The organism is Gordonia aichiensis, assembly GCF_039946255.1.
Classification (GTDB): Bacteria; Actinomycetota; Actinomycetes; order Mycobacteriales; family Mycobacteriaceae; genus Gordonia; species Gordonia aichiensis_A.
Genome location: NZ_JBCDWL010000063.1, coordinates 1 through 271, shown reverse-complemented (window position 1 = coordinate 271; position 271 = coordinate 1). Strand labels below are relative to the sequence as shown.

Below are 271 nucleotides of genomic sequence, written 5' to 3'. Positions count from 1 at the left end.
CCACCCGGTAAGCCTAAATACTCTCTGGTGACCGATAGCGGACTAGTACCGTGAGGGAAAGGTGAAAAGTACCCCGGGAGGGGAGTGAAATAGTACCTGAAACCGGACGCTTACAATCCGTCAGAGCTTGCGACACTTTTGTGTGTGGGTGATGGCGTGCCTTTTGAAGAATGAGCCTGCGAGTTAGTGCTCAGTGGCGAGGTTAACCCGTGTGGGGTAGCCGTAGCGAAAGCGAGTCTGAATAGGGCGTTTGAGTCGCTGGGTCTAGACC

General features: G+C 54.2%; 1 rRNA gene. It reads left to right on the top strand.

Annotated features, from left to right (window positions below):
* Positions 1 to 271 (top strand): 23S ribosomal RNA (locus AAFO60_RS20890); the annotation flags it as partial.